Origin of the sequence: Chenggangzhangella methanolivorans (assembly GCF_019797865.1) — a bacterium.
GTDB classification, from domain to species: domain Bacteria; phylum Pseudomonadota; class Alphaproteobacteria; order Rhizobiales; family Methylopilaceae; genus Methylopila; species Methylopila methanolivorans.
Genome location: NZ_CP081869.1, coordinates 1,793,530 through 1,813,093, shown reverse-complemented (window position 1 = coordinate 1,813,093; position 19,564 = coordinate 1,793,530). Strand labels below are relative to the sequence as shown.

The window sequence follows — 19,564 nt, the reverse complement described above, 5'->3', positions numbered from 1 at the left end:
TGCGCCGGGCGTCTCCGCGCTTCGGGCCGCGTCCTTCGCTCAAACGCTCGGAACCAGTCGCTCAGCAAGCCCGCTTGCAATCTGTCGGTGACGTGAGTAAACACTTACTCACGTCCAAGAAGCCGAGACCCTGACCATGATGTTCTCGCTGCTCCGCGCCCGGCGCTTCGCGCCGCTGTTCGGCTGCCAGTTCTTCGCAGCCTTCAACGACAATTTCGTCAAGAACGCGCTCGCGATCCTGCTGCTCTACAAGATCGGCGGCGACCACGGCCCGCTGCTCGTCACGCTCGCGGGCGCGCTGTTCATCGCGCCGTACTTCATCCTGTCGGCCCTCGGCGGCGAACTCGCCGACCGCTACGACAAGGCGCGGATGGCCAAGCTCTTCAAGCTCGGCGAGATCGGCGTCGCGGTCATCGCCGCGGTCGGCTTCATCATCCCCTCGGCCTGGCTGCTGTTCGCGGCGCTCATCCTCACAGGCATTCTCTCCGCCCTGTTCGGGCCGGTGAAATACGGCATCCTGCCCGACCACCTCGCCCGCAACGAACTCGTGGCCGGCAACGCGCTGGTCGAGACCGCGACCTTCCTCGCGATCCTCGCCGGCACGGTCGGCGGCGGCATCATGGTGGCGGAGGCGAGCCCGTGGGTCGTGGCCGCCACCACCATCGCGGTCTCGGTGATCGCCTGGGCCTTCGCGGCCCTGATCCCGCCGACCGGCGAACGCGCGCCCGACTTGCATGTCGACAGGAACGTCGCGCGCTCGACCTGGGCGCTGCTGAAGGACCTGAAGCGCCAGCCCCGCCTCTGGATCGCCGCCATCGCGGTCTCGGCCTTCTGGCTCACGGGCGCGATCGTGCTCGCGCTGCTGCCGACGCTGGTCAAGCAGGTGATCGGCGGCTCGGAAAGCGTCGTCACGCTGTTCCTCGCGGCGTTTACGGTCGGCATCGCGGCCGGCTCGCTGCTGGCCGCCAAGCTCTCCAAGCAGCGCATCCTCCTCGCGCTCACCCCGATCGCCGGGATCATCACGGGCCTCTTCGCCATCGACCTCGCGATCGCGACCTGGCACATGACGCCCGCCGAGCCGCTGGTCGGCTGGCGGGACTTCCTGCGGTCCTGGACGGACGTTCGCGTCGCGCTCGACATGGTGGGTCTGGCGGCCGCCGGCGGCCTGTTCGTGGTGCCGATCTTCGCCTTCCTTCAGGCCGAGGCCGGCGAGGACCGCCGCGCCCGCGTGATCGCGGCCAACAACGTGCTCAACGCCGCCTTCATGGTGGGCGGCTCGGTGCTGCTGCTCGCGCTGCAGGCCGCGGGCCTATCGACCCAGACGCTATTCCTGCTCGTCGGCGTCCTGTCGATCGTCGGCGCGCCGCTGCTCGGCCTCGCGCTGCCGGGCTCGATGCTGCGGGACTCGGCGAGCCTCATCCTGTCGCTCGTCTACCGCGTCGAGGTGCGCGGCATGGAGAACCTCACCGACGCCGGCCCGAAGGCGGTCGTCGCGGTCAACCACACGAGCCTGCTCGACGCGCCGCTGGTGATGTCGCTGCTCGCCGACGAGCCGGTGTTCGCGGTCAATTCCCAGATCGCCGAGCGCTGGTGGGTGAAGCCGTTCCTGAAGCTCGTGCGCGCCTTCCCGATGGACCCCACCAAGCCGCTCGCGACCCGCGCGCTGATCAAGCTCGTGAAGGAAGGAAACCGGCTGGTGATCTTCCCCGAGGGGCGCATCAGCGTCACGGGCTCGCTGATGAAGGTCTATGACGGCGCGGGGCTGATCGCCGACAAGTCCGAGGCGCCGGTGGTGCCGGTCAGGATCGAGGGGCTCGACCGCTCGCCGTTCTCGTATCTGAAGGCCGGACAGATCCGGAAGCATCTGTTCCCGAAGGTCACGGTCACGATCCTGCCCGCGCGACGGCTCGAGGTCGACCAGAGCCTCGTGGGCCGCAAGCGGAGGCAGGCGGCCGGCATGGCGCTGACGGACGTCATGTCCGACATGCACTTCCAGACGACGGACACCGCCAAGACCGTGCATCAGGCGGTGGTGGACGCCGCCCGCGCCGAAGGCTTCGACCGGGTCGCGGTCGAGGACGCGCTTGGCGTGAAGCTCACCTATCGCCGGCTGCTGGCGGGCGCCGCGGCGCTCGGCGCCCGGATCGACGGCTTCACCGCGCCCGGCGAGAAGGTCGCGGTGCTGCTGCCCAACACCGCCGGCGTCGTGCTGGCGATCCTCGCGCTCCACCGCTCGGGCCGCGTGCCTGCAATGCTGAACTACACGGCCGGCGCCGCGAACCTCGTCTCCGCCTGCAAGGCGGCGGAAGTGAAGACCGTGTTGACCTCGCGCGCCTTCATCGAGAAGGGCCGTCTCCAGAAGGAGGAGACGGCGCTCGGACAGGCTTGCCGGCTCGTCTATCTCGAGGACGTGCGCGAGCAGATCGGCGGGCTCGACCGGATCAAGGCGTTGATGGCGAGCGGAACGCGCTCGAAGGGCGATCCGGAGGCGCCGGCCGCGGTGCTGTTCACCTCGGGCTCGGAAGGCGCCCCCAAGGGCGTCGTGCTGACCCACCGCAACCTGCTGTCGAACGTCGCGCAGGTGGCGGCCCGCATCGACTTCGGCCCGTCCGACGTCGTGTTCAACGTGCTGCCGGTGTTCCACGCCTTCGGGCTCACGGGCGGCCTGTTGCTGCCGCTCGTCTCGGCGGTGAAGACCTTCATGTATCCGTCGCCGCTGCACTACCGCATCGTGCCGGAACTCGTTTACGGCACGAACGCCACCGTGCTGTTCGGCACCGACACCTTCCTGCAGGGCTACGCCCGCACGGCGCATCCGTACGACTTCCGCTCGCTGCGCTTCGTGGTGGCGGGCGCGGAGGCCGTGAAGCCCGAGACCCGGAAGACCTATTCGGAGAAGTTCGGGCTGCGGATCCTGGAAGGCTACGGCATCACCGAGGCCTCGCCAGTGGTCGCGGTCAACACGCCGACGTTCAACCGCTCCGGGACCGTCGGGCGCCTGCTGCCTGCGATCGAGAGCCGTCTCGAGGCGGTGGACGGCGTCACGGAAGGCGGCCGGCTGCACATCCGCGGGCCCAACATCATGGCGGGCTACCTCAAGGCCGATCAGCCGGGCGTGCTCCAGCCGCCGGCCGAGGGCTGGCACGACACCGGCGACATCGTGGCGATCGACGAGCAGGGCTTCGTGGCGATCAAGGGCCGGGCCAAGCGCTTCGCCAAGATCGCGGGCGAGATGGTGTCGCTCGGCGCGGTCGAAGGCGTCGTCCAGAAGCGCTGGCCGGAAGCCGCGAGCGCCGCCACCACCGCGCCCGACCCGCGCAAGGGCGAACGCGTCGTGCTGGTGACGACCGACGGCTCGATCGACCGGCCGGGCCTGCGGGCGGCGTTCCGCGCGGCCGGCATGCCGGACCTCTCGGTCCCGGCCGAGATCGTCGTGGTGGAGAAGATCCCGCTGCTGGGCTCGGGCAAGACCGACTATGTCGGGCTGAAGGAGCTCGCGGCGAAAACGGCCGGCGGGTCGAAGGTCGACGAGCCTCAGCCGGAAGAGCCGGAGGCGGCGGAGTGAGCGGCCGCCTGACTGATGACGGGCGCGACGCGTCCGCCTCCCTCCCCCTTGCGGGGAGGGTGAGGGTGGGGGCGGCTCAGGACCGATGGCGGTGGTTCGGCGTAGAGCGTCGTCGCCCTCTGAGCCTCGTCCGGAGCCACCCCCACCCCCGGCCCCTCCCCGCAGGGGGGAGGGGAGAAGAGGCTCTTCGCCTCCCGGAACGTGCGCGCTCCAGGAGGCCCAGATGACCCTCGCTCCCGCGCCCCGCGACACCCGCGCGCGGATCGAGGCGGCGGCGCTCAAGCTGTTCGCGCATCGCGGCGTCGACGGCGCTGCAATGCGCGACATCGCAGCCGAAGTCGGGGTCACTGAGGGCGCGCTCTACCGCCATTTCCCGTCCAAGGAGGCGCTCGCCCGCGCGCTGTTCCGGTCGCGCTACGGCGCGCTCGCCGAGGGCGTGGAGGCGATCCGCGCGGGCCGTACGGATTTCTCCGGGCGGCTCGACGAGATCGTGGCGTTCTTCGCGCAGAGCTTCGACGCCGATCCGGACGGCTTCGCCTATGTGCTCGTCTCCCAGCACGAGCATCTGCGCGAGCTCGCCGCGGACGCGCCCGACAACGCCGTCGAGGCGATCGGCCGGGTGTTCGCCGAGGCGATGGCGGCGGGCGAAATCCCGCGCGCCGACCTCGCGCTCACGACCGCCATGGCGCTCGGCCTGATGGTGCAGCCCGCGATCTTCCGGATCTACGGGCGGCTCGCCGCGCCGCCCTCCGCCCATGCGCCCGTGATCGCGGGCGCGATCCGGCGCGCGGTCGGGGCGACTGCGTAGAGTGAACGAATTCTTTCGATTAACCGAAGGAGTTGAAAGGTCGCGCGGTCACGCGCTCGTTGACGAATAGTCGATGAATATCTGGCAGGATGTTCCTGCAGATCTTCCATTTCGCCATGACGAGCGCGCGGCCATGACTGACGCAGGCGCAATACCGGCTTCCGCAGAACCCCGCGTCGACTGGGTCGACGTGGCGAAGGGCGTCTGCATCGTGCTCGTCGTCATGATGCATTCGACGCTCGGCGTCGGCATCGCGATGAACGGCGAGGGCTTCATGCACCACGTCGTCGCCTTCTCGAAGCCGTTCCGGATGCCGGACTTCTTCCTGATCTCGGGCCTCTTCCTCGCGCTGGTCGTCGACCGGCCCTGGCGGCGCTACCTCGACCGAAAGGTCGTGCACTTCCTCTACTTCTACCTGCTCTGGCTGCTGATCCAGGGCGCGTTCAAATGGCCGGGCCTCGCGCTCGAGGACGGGATCGGCGCGGTCGCGCACGCGTTCCTGATCTCGCTGATCGATCCTTTCGGCACGCTCTGGTTCATCTACCTGCTGCCGATCTTCTTCGTCTTCGCAAAGCTGGTGAAGTCCGTTCACCCGCTGCTGGTGCTCGCCTTCGCGGCCGTTCTGGAGACGCTCCGGGTCCAGACCGGCTGGATGGTTCCCGACGAGTTCTGCGCGCGCCTGTTCTACGTGATGCTCGGCTGGTACTCCGCCCGCTACGTGTTCGCGGCCGCCGATCTTGCGCGTGACCACCGCGCGCTTGCGGTCGCCGCGCTCGCTGCGTGGGCGCTCGCCAACGGCGCGGCGGTGGCCTTCGGCTACTCTGAGCGACCGGGCGTGAGCCTGCTGCTCGGATCGGCGGGCGCGCTTGCGATCGTCGCGGCCTCGGCGCTCGTCGCCGGGACGACGCTCGGCGAGCCGCTGCGCTACGCCGGCGAACGCTCGCTCGCGGTCTATCTCGCCTTCTTCCTGCCGATGGCCGCGACCCGCGTCATCCTCGTGAAGACCGGCGTCATCCCGGATGTGGGCTGGGTGTCGCTCATCGTCACGATCGCCGGCGTCACGGTTCCGCTGGCGCTTCACTGGCTTGTGACGCGCACCGGAAAGGGACGCTTCCTGTTCGAGCGGCCGGCCGCTTTCCGGATCGACGGCGCGCGCGCGGCCGGCCCAAAGCTTCAACCGGCAGAATGACTTAGCCATAAGTATAGGGGCCTGGGCATTCTTCCCGCGACCTGTTGGCGCAATCCGCCCTTTTAATTAGAAAAAACAGCTCCTCTCTGGTTCGTTACCGCCGCGAGCGCGCTAGTTACGTTTGCGTGATGGCTCACGAGCCATGAAGGGAGAACGCCGAATGAAACTGAACAAGACTTTCGCTGGCCTGCTGGTCGCCGGCCTCGCCGCCTCGCCGGCGCTGGCCGCGGAAGGCCCCTTCACTCAGGCGCAGCTCGACAAGGGCTCGTCGGAGTACAACACCCATTGCCGCACCTGCCACGCCGCCAAGGGCAAGGGCGCTCTCGGCCCCGCGCTGATGGGCGACGTTTTCAAGGGTCGGTTCGGCGGTCAGTCCGTGACGGACGTCGCGACCTGGATCCACCAGAACATGCCGCAGACGGCGCCGGGCTCGCTCAAGGACGAGCAGCTCTACCCGATCGTGGCCTACATTCTCTCGCTCAACGGCTTCACGCCCGGCCAGGCCGAGCTGACCGCCGACAGCGGCAAGGCGATCAACATCGAGAAGTGATCACATGAACGGGAGTCGGCTGTGAGCGGCTCCTGGAATTGTTCAAATGAATCAAGGCCTGCCGATCACGTCGGCGGGCCTTTTTATTAGACTAGACACAAAGTCGCGCCGTCCGGAGCCTCCGTCTCCGCGGCCGGCGCGCTAAGCCTTGCCCCCGTTGCGAAAAATCCAACGGAGGAAAACGCACAATGCGCATTCAGGCGATGCTTGCCGGCCTTGCGGTCGGAGCCTTGGGCTGCGTCGCGCCTGCGGTTGCGGCCGAGGGGCCGTTCAACCAGGCGCAGCTCGACAAGGGCAAATCGGAATACAACACGCACTGCCGCACCTGCCACGCCGCCAACGGCAAGGGCGCGCTCGGACCGGCGCTTGCGGGCGACAAGTTCAAGGCGAAGTGGGGCGGCAAGCAGGTTTCGGAGCTGCGCGGCTACACCTACGAATACATGCCGCAGACGGCCCCGAAGTCGCTGACCGACGAGCAGCTCGACTCCATCATGTCGTTCGTGCTCTCGCTCAACGGCTTCACGCCGGGCCAGACCGCCTACACCAAGGACGCCCAGGCCGAATTCCCGAAGTAAGGGTCTTCCGCGCCTCACGCGTGCCTTCGATCCCGGCCGGCGCATCCCGCGCGGCCGGGATTTTCTTTTGAGCCTCCGCCCTATCTCGTGCCCGTCGAGCGATGGGGGTAAGAGAATGGCGCGTGTCGAGACGACGGCGTTTTCGGTCGAGATCGACGAGCGCTTCGGGCGCGTCGTCACGATCGGGACCGATCTCAGCGCGCGCGTCGTATCCGACGCGAGCTTTCCGCCCGGTCTCGCCGTGTCCGTTCTCGAGATCGGACGCGGCGACCGGGACAAGAAGGGCGTCGCGATCGTCGAGCGCCGCCTCGCGCGGCTGACCAACGGCGAGAAGCCGTTTGAGAGAGGCCCCATCGCGGCCGGCGGCCGGGCGGGCGTCACGGTCGCGATGGAGGACCGGCTCGAGGACCCTGAAACCCGCAAGCCGGTGCGCTGGGTCCGTCGGCAGGCGCTCTTCCACGCGCCGGAGCCGGACGTCTTCCTCGGCGCGACAGCCTCCTACGCCAAGGCCGACGGGCCATGGGTCGAGGCGGCGCTGCTCGCGATGCTCGGGAGCCTGGAGTTCACGGTCGAGGCCCCCGGCGCGGCGCAGGCTCTCGCAGAGGGCGACGCGGCTCTGTCAGCCCTTGCGGGAAAGGCCGGCGCCGCGATGGACAAAGCCGCCGAGGAGGCCGCGCGGCTCGCCGCAGAGGCCGCATGGGCCGAGGTTCCGGACGTCGAGGCGCGGTTCGCGGCGGCGATCGCGGCGTGCCGGCAGGAGCCCCGCCGCGACGCCCTGCGGGCGCTCGCGCGCCCTTGCGTCGATCTGTTCGAGGCCGGCGCGCCTGAGCCGGGCGCGATCGGCGAAAGCCGCATCAGCGGCGATCCCGATCTCGGCGAAGGGATCGACTGGCCGCGCGATTCCTCCGGGCTGCATCTCAACTTCCTCGCCCAGATCGACCTCGCCGCCCTTTCCGAACGTCACGGCCCGGTTCCGGAGGCGGGGCTGCTTTCCTTCTTCGTCGGCGTCGATCTCGGCGACGGGGCGGTGGTCTTTTCGCCCGCGGACGCGCCGCTTACGCGCAGGCCTTCTCCGCAAGACGCTGAGGACCTGTCGAGCCGCGCCCACGCCATGATCGAATGGCGCTCGCCGCGTTTCGTGGTCGCCGCCCCGCGCGACGAGGAGCTGGAAGCCGTGACCGAGCCGGACGGCCGGATCGGCTTCCTGCGGAACGGCGAGCCCGTGGTCGTGGCCGCCTCCACCACCGACGACTTTTCCCGCGCGATCCGCCGCCTGCGGCCGGTCGCCTCGCTTGGCCTTCAGGTCGAGGAGGAGGCCTATGCCGAGGCGGGTCTCGACGAGGAGCCCTACGCTGTCCAGGACGCTGTCCGCGAGGCCATGGCGGCGGCGCCTAGCCCGCGCCATCGCATGTTCGGGCTCGTCGACTGGCCCGGCGGCTTCGCCGACGCGGCGAGGTTCGCGGCGGGGAAGGCGGAGACGGCGGGCTGGAGCGACCTCGCCGAGCCGGACGCCTGGTTCACGCTGATGGAGCTCGCCTCAGGCGGCGAGGCCGGCTTCGACTTCGGCGACTTCGGGACGATGATCTATCTCGCGCCGAAGGCCGACGCCGCGCGCGGCGACTTCTCCCGCGTCGTCGCCTGGTGCGAGAGCCATTGAGGACAGCGGATCCCGCGCACTCCGTCCGGCGCTCCGCCGAAGCATGTCAAAGCTGTTGCGGGTCGCTCGACTCGGGATAGACTTCGATCGGCCTCGCGCGATCGGGGGTTATCATGAGACCACTTGTCGTCACGCTGCTTCTTCTGCTGGGGTCTGGCGGCTCGGTCCTCGCCGACGAGACGCCGCCGACCGCAGCCGTCGTGGACCTCGGCGACATCCGGGGGACGGCGGCGGACCCCGACGCGATCGACGACCTGCCGAACCCGCCTGAGCTGCGCTCCAGCGACGGCGTGCTCGAGGCGACGCTGACCGCGCGGCCGAGCCGGATCCGCGTCGCGGGCAAGCGGTTCCGCAGCAATGTCTATAACGGTCTCTACATCCCGCGACGCTCGTGCTCGGGCGCGGCGACACGCTGCGGCTCAAGATCAACAACGAGATCGGGCCCGCGGACGTCGCGATCAAGAAGACGATGCGGACCAACGTCCATTACCACGGCACGGACGTGAGCCCGAAGGCGCCGGGCGACGACGTGCTGCTGAAGGTGAAGTCCGGAACGAGCTTCAACTACGTGGTGCCGTTCCCGGCCGACCACCCCGAGGGGCTGCACTGGTATCACCCGCACGCCCACGGGGTGGTCGAGCCGCAGATCCTGTCGGGCATGTCCGGCATGCTGATCGTCGACGGCTATCTCGAAGCCCATTACCCGGAGCTCGCCCCGCTGCGGCGGCGCGTGATGGTGTTCAAGGACATCTACCTGCCGGAGCAGGATCCGAGCTCCGCGATCACCAAGACGCTGAACGGCTACTCGAACCCGCCCATCAAGGCGCGGCCGGGCGAGTGGCAGGTCTGGCAGATCGGCAATCTCGGGGCCGACGGGTTCTTCAAGGTCGCGCTCCACGGCCACGAGTTCTGGACGATCGAACGCGACGGCAACGTGCTCCCGCGGGCCGAAAAGCAGAAGGTGCTGTTTCTTTCGCCCGGCGCGCGGACGACGGTCGCGGTGAAGGCCGGAGACGCAGGCGCCTACACGCTGAGGTCGCTCGCGCTCGACACTGGCCCGCAGGGCGATCCGAATCCCGAGGTCACGATCGGGACGCTCATGGTCGCGGGCGATCCGAAGCCGACGCGCGGCCTCGGCGAGCGGCTTCGCGACGAACCCGCGGCCTCGAAGAAGACGATCGTCCCGCGGGCCAAGGACATCCGCGAGCTTCCGATCACGCGCGAGCGCGTCTTCACCTTCTCGGAGACCGCGGACGGAAACAGCTTCTTCATCAACGGCAAGCAGTTCGACGAGAACGTGGTGGACACCACCGTGCGCGTCGGCGACGTCGAGAAATGGACGCTGCGCAACACCTCCGGCGAGCTGCACGTTTTCCACCTGCACCAGACGGCGTTCCTGGTGCTCGACAAGGCGGTGGGCAAGCAGGAGGACGTCGCGGGCCTCCGGGACGTGATCAACATCCCCTACGCCAGGGACGGTGTTCCGGGCGAGGTGACGGTCATCATCCCCTTCACCAATCCGGTGATGGTCGGCAAGTTCGTCTACCACTGCCACATCGTCGGCCACGAGGACGCCGGCATGATGCAGATCATCCGCGTGCTGCCCCGCCGCACCGCCGCGGAGGACGCCTGGCGGATGTTCGGCCGGATGCTCGGCTCGGACGCGCCGCCGCCGTGGTGGCCCGAGCGCGCCCGGAGCGCCGCCCGCCTGCCGGAGGCCGACGAGTTCGCAGCCGCCATGCGAGGCGAGATCTGCGTCGCCGATCCGGCCGACGAGCCCGATCAGGCGAGCCTCTGGATCTCGGGCAAGGGCCCGGTCGCGGCCGAGGCGCCCCCGATCGTCGCCCGGTGATCGACGGGCGCAGGCGCCCGCGCCGGACCCGTCCCTGCGGGGAGACGCGCGATCGACGCGCAGCCTTCCCTTCGCGGCCCCGCCGCTTATAGTCCCGGCCCGACCCGCCGGGACCCGTCCGCATGCCAAGCCGCCCTGTCGCCAAAGGCGACCACGTCGTCCTCGTGGACGGCTCGTCCTACATTTTCCGGGCGTTTCACGCGCTTCCGCCCCTGACGCGCCCCTCCGACGGGCTGCCCGTCGGCGCGGTCTCGGGCTTCTGCAACATGCTGTGGAAGTTGCTGCGCGACGCCGGCTGGGTGGACCCGACGCATCTCGCCGTGATCTTCGACAAGTCCGAGGTCACGTTCCGCAAGGACTTCTACGCCGAGTACAAGTCCAACCGCTCGGACCCGCCCGAAGACCTCGTCCCGCAGTTCCCGCTGATCCGGCACGCGACGCGCGCCTTCTCGATCGCAGCCCTCGAACAGGGCGGCTACGAGGCCGACGACCTGATCGCGACCTATGCGCGGCTGGCGAGCGAAGCCGGCGCGGAGGTGACGATCGTCGGCTCTGACAAGGATCTGTTCCAGCTCGTCGGCGGCCTCGTGACGATGCTCGATCCGGTGAAGGACAAGCGCATCGGCCCCGACGAGGTGTTCGAGAAATTCGGCGTCGGGCCGGAAAAGATGATCGACCTGCAGGCGCTCGCCGGCGACAGCGTCGACAACGTGCCGGGGGTTCCGGGCATCGGCGCCAAGACCGCGGCGCAGCTGCTGGAGGAATACGGAGACCTCGAGACGCTGCTGGAGCGCGCCGCCGAGATCAAGCAGCCGAAACGCCGCGAGAACCTGATCGCCAACGCCGATCTCGCGCGGGGTGTCGAAGCGGCTCGTCACGCTCGAGCAAAACGTGCCGCTCGACGTGCCGCTCGAAGATCTCGGCGTCGACGAGCCGAACCCGTCGCGGCTCATCGCCTTCCTCAAGGCCATGGAGTTTTCGACGCTGACCCGCCGCGTCGCCGAGGCGACCGGGGTCGAGATCTCGTCGGTGACGCCGGACGCCGAGATGATGTCGGGCAAGCGGCAGGCGGCCGCCGAGCCTGAAGGCGAAGGCGCGCCCAAGGCCGCGACCGCGGAGTCGCGCGAATATCGCCCCGCCGAGGGCCGCGCCCGCAAGGGCATGGATTACGTCGCCCCGACCGCCCACGAGGGCGGCGCCGGGGCGAGCATCGAAGGCGCGACCCCGCAGGATCTCGCGGCGGCCCGCCGCGCCGAGGCCTCCTCGGCCGCGATCGACCGTAGCTCTTACGAGACCATCACCGACGTCGGCCGCCTCGCGCAGTGGATCGAGGCCGCGCGCGACCATGGGCTGGTGGCGTTCGACACCGAGACCAGCGGGATCGATCCGATGACCGCCGACCTCGTCGGCGTGTCGCTCGCGATCGAGCCGGGGCTCGCGGCCTATGTGCCGCTCGGCCATCTTTCGGCCGCTGGCGACCTGCTGTCGGAGCCGGGCCAGGGGCTCGGCGGGCTGGTCGAGGGCCAGATCCCCGCGGCCGAAGCGCTGACGCTGCTGAAGGAGCTGCTCGAGGACGCCTCCGTGCTCAAGGTGGGGCAGGGGATCAAGTTCGATCTCACGATCATGAGCCGGCTCGGGATCTCGGTCGCGCCCTATGACGACACGATGCTGATGTCCTATGCGCTCGACAGCGGCCTCGGCGCGCAGGGGCTCGACGAGCTCTCCCGCCGCCATCTCGGCCATGCGCCGATCACCTATGACGAGGTGACAGGCACGGGGCGTGCGCGGGTCGGGTTCGCGCAGGTCTCGATCGAGAAGGCGACGGCTTACGCGGCCGAAGACGCCGATCTCGCCATCCGGCTCTGGCGCCTTTCAAGGCGCGGCTCGTCGCCGAGCGCATGACGAGCGTCTACGAAACGCTGGAGCGCCCGCTGCCGGCCGTGCTCTCGGCCATGGAGCAGCGCGGCGTCTCGATCGAGCGCTCGATGCTGTCGCGGCTTTCGGGCGAGCTCGCCCAGCGCATGGGGGCGCTCGAAAGCGAGATCCACGAACTCGCCGGCGAGCCGTTCAATCTCGGGAGCCCGAAGCAGCTCGGCGACATCCTGTTCGGCAAGATGCAGCTTCCGGGCGCGAAGAAGACCAAGACCGGCGCCTGGGGCACGGCCGCGGGCGTGCTGGAAGATCTCGCCGCGCAGGGCCACGAGCTGCCGGCGCGCATTCTCGACTGGCGCCAGCTCTCGAAGTTGAAGTCGACCTACGCCGACGCGCTGCCGACCTATCTCCACAAGGAGACCGGCCGCGTCCACACCACCTACCAGCTCGCCGCCACCACGACGGGACGGCTCTCGTCGACCGAGCCCAACCTGCAGAACATTCCGGTGCGCACCGAAGAGGGCCGCAAGATCCGCGCGGCCTTCGTGGCGCCGCAGGGCAAGAAGATCGTCTCGGCCGACTACAGCCAGATCGAGCTCCGGATCCTGGCGCACATGGCCGACATCCCGCAGCTGGCCCAGGCCTTCGAGGACGGCATGGACATTCACGCGATGACGGCGTCCGAAATGTTCGGCGTGCCGGTCGAGGGCATGGACCCGCAGACGCGGCGCCGCGCCAAGGCGATCAACTTCGGCATCATCTACGGCATTTCGGCCTTCGGGCTCGCCAACCAATTGGGCATCGGGCGCGAAGAGGCCGGGCAGTACATCAAGACCTACTTCGAGCGCTTCCCCGGCATCCGCGACTACATGGAGGAGACCAAGGAGGCCTGCCGCCGCGACGGCTACGTCACCACGATCTTCGGCCGCAAGTGCCACTACCCGTCGATCAAGGCCTCGAACCCGGCCGAGCGCGCCTTCAACGAGCGCGCCGCCATCAACGCGCCGATTCAAGGGTCCGCCGCCGACGTGATCCGCCGCGCGATGATCCGGATGGACGGCGCGCTCGAAGCCGCAGGCCTTTCGGCCCGCATGCTGCTGCAGGTCCATGACGAGCTGATCTTCGAGGTCGAGGACGGCGAGGTCGAGAAGACGCTGCCGGTCATCACCAAGGTGATGGCGGAGGCGCCCATGCCCGCCAAGGCGCTTCGCGTGCCGCTGCTCGTCGAGGCCAAGGCCGAGGCGAGCTGGGAGGAGGCGCACTAAAGCGCGACGGTTCAAATCGAGCCGCAGCCGTCATGCCCGCGCCCGTTCAGGTCGGCTGTCGCCGATCTGAACCATTTTTGGTGAGGAACTCGACGACAGCCGAGTTCCTTGCGGGCATCCACGACTTCGGCGTAGCGCTCGACGATCTCAGCAAGTCGTGGATGCCCGGCTGCCGCCGGGCATGACGGCGGTGTGCAAACAGCGCTCGGTGACGAGGCTGCGAACGTCGAAGACGCGGCTGCGCGTGTCGGTTGAGTTTTTCCCGCCGGCCCCAGCCTGTCAGGCCGCCGTCAGTGGGCGCAAATCATTGACGGATCTCGGCTATTCGTTCTCCTCATCGTCCGCTCACTCGGCTATGTCCCGAGATGTCAAAGGACATGGAGACCCGCGTGACGCCTGCCGCTTTCGCCCAAGACCCTTCCCATCGCCGGCTGCTGATCGTCCTCGGTCTCGCGCAGCTCGCATTGGCCGCGGTGGTGGTCGCAGCGCAGGCCTATTTCGTTTACGCCGCCGACGACCAGAGTTCGCCGGCCGGGCTCTACGAGGTCGCGAGCCAGATCTTCGTCGCGCTGTTCGCGCTCGGCGTCGGCATTGCGGGCCGGGGCTCGTTCGAGACGCGCGCGCCGCTGCTCGCCGTCGGCGCGGTGTTCGCCGCGATCGTCGCGCATGAAATCATCTACTGGCGCGTCGAGACGGCGCTCGAGGACTGGAGCGCGCTCGGCCTGTGGGTCGCGGCCTCGCTCGCCCTCGTGTTCGTGTCGCGTCGGCGACGCCTCTCCCGCGCCGCGGCGCTGCTGCTTGCGGTCGCCGCGGTCTCGAAGCTCGCGGCCATTGGAGCCGACATCGCCGACGAAGGCTCGTTCGCCGAGGCGCCGAGCCTCGCCGCGCTGTCCTGGACCTATCTGTTGTCGACCGCCCTTTCGGCCGCCGCCCTCCAGCTCGGCTTCCTGCATCTGGCCTCGCGGCCCGTGGGCTCGCTCGCCGAGCGCCTCGGCTTCTCGCGCGAGCATGGGGTCGGCGCGCATGTCGCGGGCGTGATCGCGGACATGCGCTACAAGGCCTGGGCGCGGGCCAATCCCGGCAAAAACTACGGCGACTACTATGGCGCGCGGCTTTCGGCCCGGCTCGCCCGCGGCGGCCGTCATCGCACGCTCGGCGCCGTGGCCCGTCCCGTCGAGGCGGGCGAGGACGCGCGCCGCTGGGCGGCCGAGGAGTTCGCCGGCCGGGGGCTGTCGCATCGCGACTGGTTCTTCGCCCGCGGCGTCGAGCCCAGCATGGTCTGCGTCGACTACGGCTGCGGGAGCCTCTGCGGGTCGGCCAGCACTTCATCCGGCGGCTTGCGGCCGGGAACTGGTTCGGCCTCGACGTCGTCGACCGGTTCTGGAAGGACGGCCTGACCCTGATCGAGCCCGAGACGATCGCCGAAAAGCGCCCGGGCTTCGCGACCATCGGCCCCGAGGGGCTCGCCAAGGCCGAGGCCCTGCGGCCGGACCTCGTCTACTCCACCGCCGTCATGCAGCACGTGCCCCCGGCGGAGCTGAGCGTCTATGTCGGCAATCTCGCGCGGATCGCGGGCGAAAGCGGCGTGGTCTGCGCCAACTTCAAGCGCATGGCGGCGACGCGGCGCATCGGCCCGAACGCCTGGGCGCTTTCGGCCGCGGAGGTCGCGCGCGCCGTCGAAGCGGCGGGCGAAGGCTCGTCCTTCGTCATCGAGGACGACGGGGCCGAGCCCGGCGAGGACTTCGCCAAGGCGACGCTGGTCATGGCGCGCGACCCGGCGGCGCTCGGCCGCTGGGCGAGGCGGCCTCTGCCGGGATATGGTTTCGCCGAGACGCCCGCGGCCCCGACGCGCGAAGGGCCGGCGGCGTCCTGAGCGGGAGGCCCTCGCCTCCCTCTCGTGAAAGCGGCGCCCATGGACAGACACCACCACATCCTCAACGCCGCCTCGAACCTCCTCGGCATCTCGCTGGTGATCGTCACGGGGCTGAGGGTCTCGGGCCACGGCAAGGAGACGTTCTCCGACGAGATCGCCTGCGTGTCGGCGCTCTGCTTCGGCGCGAGCTGCCTGCTGTCCTACGCGGCGATCCGGCGCGACGGCGCGGCGCACGGGCTCGAGCGCTGGGCCGACCGCGTGTTTCTCGCGGGCCTCGTCTCGTCGCTGGCGGCGGTCGCGCTCATCGTGTTCGAGACGGCGTGAGCCGCCCTTGACCCGGCGCTCGACAGCGCGAACTTTAGGCTCACGTCCTCACGAGGCCACGCATGCGCATTCCGCTCGTCGTTCTGATGACCCTTCTTCCGGCTGCGGCCTTCGCGGCCGACGCGCCGCGCCGGCTCGGCCAGGCGCATTACGCGACCGGCGAGGTCACGGTCGAGCGCGCGCTGCCGCCGCGCGGCGTGATCGTCGAGAAGCGCGCCGGGCAGAAGCTGCGCGTGACAGACGGCGACGGCATGCCGATGTCGCGCTCCTTCGTGATGTCGAACCCGCCGCGCCGCGTCGAGGAACGGGTCTATTTCCGTGACGACGAGCCGGCCCTGCGCCGTCCCTTCGCGCTCTATGGCGGCTTCTACGGCCTCGACCGCTGGGGCGTCGGCCGCGAGGACGAGTGAGAGCGTCGTTAGGGGCGGCTGAACCCTAGCCGTGGAGCGTGTTTGGAGGCGCCGAAACCTCGACCATCCCGGCGTCGTGAGAGGCGCCGGAACCGCAGCCGTCATGCCCGAGCTTTGCCCGGGTATCCACGACTTCGGCGTCGCGCTCCACGATCCCGGAAAGTCGCGGACGCCCGGCCGCCGCCGGGCATGACGGCGGCGCTGATTTGAGTTTTATCCGCCGCCCGGCAGCGCCTCTTTGGGCGGGGCGGCGAGCGCGTCGACGTCGTCCTTGAGCTTCACGCCTGTCAGGCCGAGCCTCAGCGCCGAGGTCGCGAGCCACGCCAGCTTGTCGGCGGCCTGCGCATAGGTGAGGCCGCCCTTGCCGTGGACGTTCGAGATGCAGTTGCGCTCGTGGTCGCGCCGCCCGCGCTTCGGGCCGAAGGTGAGATAGACGCCGAGGCTCTCGGCGACCGAAAGCCCCGGCCGCTCGCCGATCAGCACCGCCACCAGCTTCGCCCCCAGCCGCTCGCCGACGTCGTCGCCGAGCGCGACGCGTGCCTGGCTCGCCAGAACCACGGGCGCGACTTTCAGGCCCGAGATCCGCTCCATGCAGGCGTGGACGAGGTTCGCGGCGTGCATCTGGACCGCGGTCGCCGACAGGCCGTCGGCGATCACGAAGGCGACGTCGGCGCCGGTTTCGGCGGCGTCGAGCGCGGAGGCGCTCTCGCGGTCGAGTTTCCGGCCGAGATCCGGGCGGCGCAGATATTCGGCGCGGCCGGCGGCCTCGCTCGTGACGCGGAGGCACTCGAGCGGCTTCAGCGCGGCCTCCAGCGCGTCGATGTCGAGCGGCGCGTGCACCGCGTCGCGCGCCATGGCGTGGGCCTGCTGAAACTCGAGCACGGCCGAAAGCGGCATCGCGTCGCCGCTGCGCCCGAGCCCGACGCGGGCCGCGGTCGCCGCGCGCAGCGCTTTCCAGGGATCCTGGGGACGAGGATCGGTCGGGCGGGAGTTGGGGAGATCGTCCATCGGCGTCAGGCCACCAGGCTCGGATGGTCGAGCAGCCGCGAGACCCGCGGATCCTTGAGGCCGAGCTCGCGGATGCGGCCGTCCGGCGTCGTCATGTCCATCCGCGCGAGCCACGCCTCGAACTCCGGCGCGGGGCGCACGCCGAGCGTCGAGCGCAGGTGCAGCACGTCGTGGAACGACAGGCTCTGATAGTTGAGCATGATGTCGTCGGAGCCCGGCACCGCGATCAGGAAGGTGCAGCCTGCGACCGTCAGGAGGGTCATCAGGTTGTCCATGTCGTCCTGGTCGGCCTCGGCGTGGTTGGTGTAGCAGACGTCGCAGCCCATCGGCAGGCCGAGCAGCTTGCCGCAGAAGTGGTCCTCGAGGCCGGCGCGCACGATCTGCTTGCCGTCATAGAGATATTCCGGACCGATGAAGCCCACGACCGTGTTGACGATGAGCGGATCGTAGGCGCGCGCCACCGCATAGGCGCGGACCTCCATGGTCTGCTGATCGACGCCGTGATGGGCGTCGGCCGAAAGCGCGGAGCCCTGGCCGGTCTCGAAATACATGACGTTCTGGCCGACCGTGCCGCGCTTGAGCGCAAGACCGGCCTGATGCGCCTCCTTGAGGACGCCAAGGTCGACGCCGAACGAGCGATTGGCGCCTTCCGAGCCCGCCACCGACTGGAACACGAGATCGACCGGCGCGCCGCGCTGCATGATCTCGATGGCGTTGGTGACATGGGTCAGCACGCAGGTCTGCGCCGGGATGTCGTAGTGCAGGCGGAGTTCGTCGAGCATCCGCATCAGCGCGATGGCGTTCGGCACGTTGTCGGTCGCCGGGTTGATGCCGATCACGGCGTCGCCGACGCCGTAGAGCAGGCCGTCCAGCACCGAGACCGCGACGCCGCGCGGATCGTCGGTCGGGTGGTTGGGCTGGAGGCGCGTCGCGAGCCGCCCCTCGAGGCCGAGCGTGGTGCGGAAGGCGGTGACGACCCGGCATTTGCGCGCGACCGCGATGAGGTCCTGGTTGCGCATGAGCTTCGAGACGGCCGCCACCATCTCGGGCGTCAGCCCTGGGGCGAGCGCGGCGAGCGCCGCGGAGTCCGCCTCGTGGCTCAGCAGCCAGTCCCGGAAGCCCCCGACGGTGAGGTGGGAGACCGGCGCGAAGGCCTCCGCGTCGTGGGTGTCGACGATGAGGCGGGTGACCTCGTCGTCCTCGTAGGGGATCACGGCCTCGTCGAGGAAATGCTTGAGCGGCAGGTCCGCGAGCGCGTAGCGGGCGGCGACGCGGCGGGCGTCGGTCTCGGCCGCAAGCCCCGCGAGCTCGTCGCCCGAGCGGCGCGGCGAGGCGCAGGCCAGCGCCTGCTTCAGATCGTCGAACACATGGCGTTCGCCGCCAAGATCAGCCTTCAGGGGCATGCCCGGTCTCTCCCGTCCGCAGCGCGCAGACTCTCAATACCGTGAAGCAAGCCGCGGTCCAGATGCCCGCGACGCCAAAGCCCTCAAAAACGCGTCGAAAGTCCGCCGATGCGCCGCGCCGCGCAGCGTCGGGCGCCGCGCGATTGGGCGCCGGCGTCAGCCGCCCGCCCGCGCGCGGGGGTGGAAGGTGGCGTGGATCGCGGTGAGGCGGGCGGCGTCGACCTCGGTGTAGATCTGGGTCGTGGAGAGGCTGGCGTGGCCGAGCAGCTCCTGGATGGTCCTCAGATCGCCCCCTCGGCCCAGGAGATGGGTGGCGAAGGAGTGCCGCAGCGCATGCGGCGTCGCGCTGTCGGGCAGGCCGAGCCCGCCGCGCATCCGCGCGACCGCCGCCTGCACGATGCGCGCGTTGAGCGGGCCGCCCTTCACGCCGACGAACAGCGGACCGTTCGGCGGCAGATGCAGCGGGCATTGCGCGAGATAGTCCGCCACCGCCGCCTGCACGGTCGCGATCACCGGAAGCTGCCGGCGCTTGCCGCCCTTGCCCGTCACCTCGATGCGGTCGACGCCCGTGGTCGGGGCCTTGGCGCGGGTGAGCGACAGCGCCTCGGAGATGCGAAGCCCGCAACCATAGAGCAGCGACAGCACCGCGGCGTCGCGCGCCAGCACCCATTGCGGGCGCTCCTCGCCGGCGCGCTCGTCGGCGTCGACGATGCGGCAGGCGGCGGCGACCGGCAGGGGCTTGGGCAGGCTGCGCGCGATCTTGGGGCTGCGCACGGCGGAAAAGGCCGAGACCTCGCCGCGTCCCGTGCGCGCAAGATGGCGCGCGAAGGAGCGGGCGGCCGCGAGCCCGCGCATCAGCGAGCGGCTCGAGATGTCGTTCGCGCGCCGCGCCGCCATGAAGGCGCGCACGTCGCGCGGCGCGAGGCTCGTGACGTCGGCGAGCGAGGGCGGCGCGCCGAGATGATTGGTGAGGAAGCCGAGCAGAATGCGCACGTCGCGGCCATAGGCCTCGACGGTGTTCGGCGAGAGCCTGCGCTCGGCGCCGAGCCGCTGCAGCCAGTCGGCGTAAGCCGCGCGGACGTCGTCCGCTGCGGGAAGGAGAGCGTCGGCGAGGCCTGCGGTCATGGAGCCGATCCTAACGCCCCGGCGCTTAACCGGGCGTCACCGGCGGTCGCCCGGCGGACGCAGCAGAATGCCCGTTAAGCGAATGAAT

The 19,564-nt window shown here is 69.8% G+C and carries 15 protein-coding genes and 1 pseudogene; 13 read left to right on the top strand and 3 right to left on the bottom strand.

What is annotated here, in order from left to right; all coding sequences use genetic code 11:
* Positions 1-136: 136 nt before the first annotated feature.
* The 13 genes and pseudogenes from K6K41_RS09445 (at position 137) to K6K41_RS09385 (ending at position 15,940) form a co-directional block, all read left to right on the top strand.
* Positions 137-3,565: an acyl-[ACP]--phospholipid O-acyltransferase gene (locus K6K41_RS09445; RefSeq protein WP_261404825.1), complete on the top strand. Its 3,429-nt coding sequence runs from the start codon at positions 137-139 to the stop codon at positions 3,563-3,565.
* Positions 3,566-3,788: 223 nt separating this feature from the next.
* Positions 3,789-4,373: a TetR/AcrR family transcriptional regulator gene (locus K6K41_RS09440; protein ID WP_261404824.1), complete on the top strand. Its 585-nt coding sequence runs from the start codon at positions 3,789-3,791 to the stop codon at positions 4,371-4,373.
* Positions 4,374-4,506: 133 nt separating this feature from the next.
* Positions 4,507-5,562: an acyltransferase family protein gene (locus K6K41_RS09435; protein ID WP_261404823.1), complete on the top strand. Its 1,056-nt coding sequence runs from the start codon at positions 4,507-4,509 to the stop codon at positions 5,560-5,562.
* Between the two features lie 160 nt (positions 5,563-5,722).
* Positions 5,723-6,112, top strand: a complete 390-nt coding sequence (locus K6K41_RS09430; RefSeq protein ID WP_261404822.1) for a c-type cytochrome — start codon at positions 5,723-5,725, stop codon at positions 6,110-6,112.
* A gap of 188 nt (positions 6,113-6,300) precedes the next feature.
* Positions 6,301-6,687, top strand: coding sequence for a c-type cytochrome (locus K6K41_RS09425; RefSeq protein ID WP_261404821.1), 387 nt, complete (start codon positions 6,301-6,303; stop codon positions 6,685-6,687).
* A 115-nt stretch (positions 6,688-6,802) separates the two neighbouring features.
* Positions 6,803-8,344 carry a YwqG family protein gene (locus K6K41_RS09420; RefSeq protein WP_261404820.1) on the top strand — a complete coding sequence of 514 codons (1,542 nt, stop codon included), beginning with the start codon at positions 6,803-6,805 and terminating at the stop codon, positions 8,342-8,344.
* 113 nt (positions 8,345-8,457) lie between these two features.
* Positions 8,458-8,850 carry a cupredoxin domain-containing protein gene (locus tag K6K41_RS09415; RefSeq protein WP_261404819.1) on the top strand — a complete coding sequence of 131 codons (393 nt, stop codon included), beginning with the start codon at positions 8,458-8,460 and terminating at the stop codon, positions 8,848-8,850.
* Positions 8,736-10,196 (top strand): multicopper oxidase family protein, encoded by a 1,461-nt coding sequence (locus K6K41_RS09410; RefSeq protein WP_261404818.1) that lies wholly within the window; start codon positions 8,736-8,738, stop codon positions 10,194-10,196. The genes K6K41_RS09415 and K6K41_RS09410 overlap by 115 nt, the downstream gene beginning before the upstream one ends.
* 122 nt (positions 10,197-10,318) lie before the next feature.
* Positions 10,319-13,333: pseudogene (gene polA / locus K6K41_RS09405) on the top strand (DNA polymerase I).
* Between the two features lie 389 nt (positions 13,334-13,722).
* Positions 13,723-14,730 carry a hypothetical protein gene (locus K6K41_RS09400; protein ID WP_261404817.1) on the top strand — a complete coding sequence of 336 codons (1,008 nt, stop codon included), beginning with the start codon at positions 13,723-13,725 and terminating at the stop codon, positions 14,728-14,730.
* Between the two features lie 116 nt (positions 14,731-14,846).
* Complete coding sequence (locus K6K41_RS09395; protein WP_261404816.1) at positions 14,847-15,206, top strand: hypothetical protein; 360 nt, start codon at positions 14,847-14,849, stop codon at positions 15,204-15,206.
* Positions 15,207-15,245: 39 nt separating this feature from the next.
* Entirely contained in the window at positions 15,246-15,530 is a 285-nt protein-coding gene (locus K6K41_RS09390) for a hypothetical protein (RefSeq protein WP_261404815.1), read from the top strand.
* A 62-nt stretch (positions 15,531-15,592) separates the two neighbouring features.
* A complete protein-coding gene (locus K6K41_RS09385; RefSeq protein ID WP_261404814.1) occupies positions 15,593-15,940 on the top strand; it encodes a hypothetical protein in 348 nt (115 codons plus the stop codon).
* A 213-nt stretch (positions 15,941-16,153) separates the two neighbouring features.
* Here K6K41_RS09385 and eutC read toward each other — a convergent pair whose 3' ends face one another.
* From eutC to K6K41_RS09370, 3 genes are all read right to left on the bottom strand, one after another.
* Positions 16,154-16,948: an ethanolamine ammonia-lyase subunit EutC gene (eutC, locus tag K6K41_RS09380; RefSeq protein WP_261404813.1), complete on the bottom strand. Its 795-nt coding sequence runs from the start codon at positions 16,946-16,948 to the stop codon at positions 16,154-16,156.
* 5 nt (positions 16,949-16,953) lie between these two features.
* Positions 16,954-18,351 carry an ethanolamine ammonia-lyase subunit EutB gene (locus tag K6K41_RS09375; RefSeq protein WP_261404812.1) on the bottom strand — a complete coding sequence of 466 codons (1,398 nt, stop codon included), beginning with the start codon at positions 18,349-18,351 and terminating at the stop codon, positions 16,954-16,956.
* A gap of 156 nt (positions 18,352-18,507) precedes the next feature.
* On the bottom strand, positions 18,508-19,476 hold the full coding sequence (locus tag K6K41_RS09370) for a tyrosine recombinase XerC (protein ID WP_261404811.1): 969 nt from the start codon (positions 19,474-19,476) through the stop codon (positions 18,508-18,510).
* Positions 19,477-19,564 lie beyond the last annotated feature (88 nt).